Source organism: Paraburkholderia sp. SIMBA_027 (assembly GCF_046535315.1).
In the GTDB taxonomy this organism is placed as follows: domain Bacteria; phylum Pseudomonadota; class Gammaproteobacteria; order Burkholderiales; family Burkholderiaceae; genus Paraburkholderia; species Paraburkholderia tropica.
Window position 1 is genome coordinate 1 of sequence record NZ_JAWRWY010000065.1, and the last position, 1,057, is coordinate 1,057.

Sequence of the window (1,057 nt, forward strand, 5' to 3'; positions counted from 1 at the left end):
TTTGACGTTGGAGTCCACGTTCTTTAATAGTGGACTCTTGTTCCAAACTGGAACAACACTCAACCCTATCTCGGTCTATTCTTTTGATTTATAAGGGATTTTGCCGATTTCGGCCTATTGGTTAAAAAATGAGCTGATTTAACAAAAATTTAACGCGAATTTTAACAAAATATTAACGCTTACAATTTAGGTGGCACTTTTCGGGGAAATGTGCGCGGAACCCCTATTTGTTTATTTTTCTAAATACATTCAAATATGTATCCGCTCATGAATTAATTCTTAGAAAAACTCATCGAGCATCAAATGAAACTGCAATTTATTCATATCAGGATTATCAATACCATATTTTTGAAAAAGCCGTTTCTGTAATGAAGGAGAAAACTCACCGAGGCAGTTCCATAGGATGGCAAGATCCTGGTATCGGTCTGCGATTCCGACTCGTCCAACATCAATACAACCTATTAATTTCCCCTCGTCAAAAATAAGGTTATCAAGTGAGAAATCACCATGAGTGACGACTGAATCCGGTGAGGATGGCAAAAGTTTATGCATTTCTTTCCAGACTTGTTCAACAGGCCAGCCATTACGCTCGTCATCAAAATCACTCGCATCAACCAAACCGTTATTCATTCGTGATTGCGCCTGAGCGAGACGAAATACGCGATCGCTGTTAAAAGGACAATTACAAACAGGAATCGAATGCAACCGGCGCAGGAACACTGCCAGCGCATCAACAATATTTTCACCTGAATCAGGATATTCTTCTAATACCTGGAATGCTGTTTTCCCGGGGATCGCAGTGGTGAGTAACCATGCATCATCAGGAGTACGGATAAAATGCTTGATGGTCGGAAGAGGCATAAATTCCGTCAGCCAGTTTAGTCTGACCATCTCATCTGTAACATCATTGGCAACGCTACCTTTGCCATGTTTCAGAAACAACTCTGGCGCATCGGGCTTCCCATACAATCGATAGATTGTCGCACCTGATTGCCCGACATTATCGCGAGCCCATTTATACCCATATAAATCAGCATCCATGTTGGAATTTAATCGC

General features: G+C 41.2%; 1 protein-coding gene. It reads right to left on the reverse strand.

Annotation, left to right across the window (positions count from 1 at the left end; genetic code table 11):
- Nucleotides 1–279 precede the first annotated feature (279 nt).
- Nucleotides 280–1,057 (reverse strand): APH(3')-I family aminoglycoside O-phosphotransferase (locus SB764_RS38130; protein ID WP_410866478.1); only part of this gene is annotated, 778 nt, incomplete at its 5' end.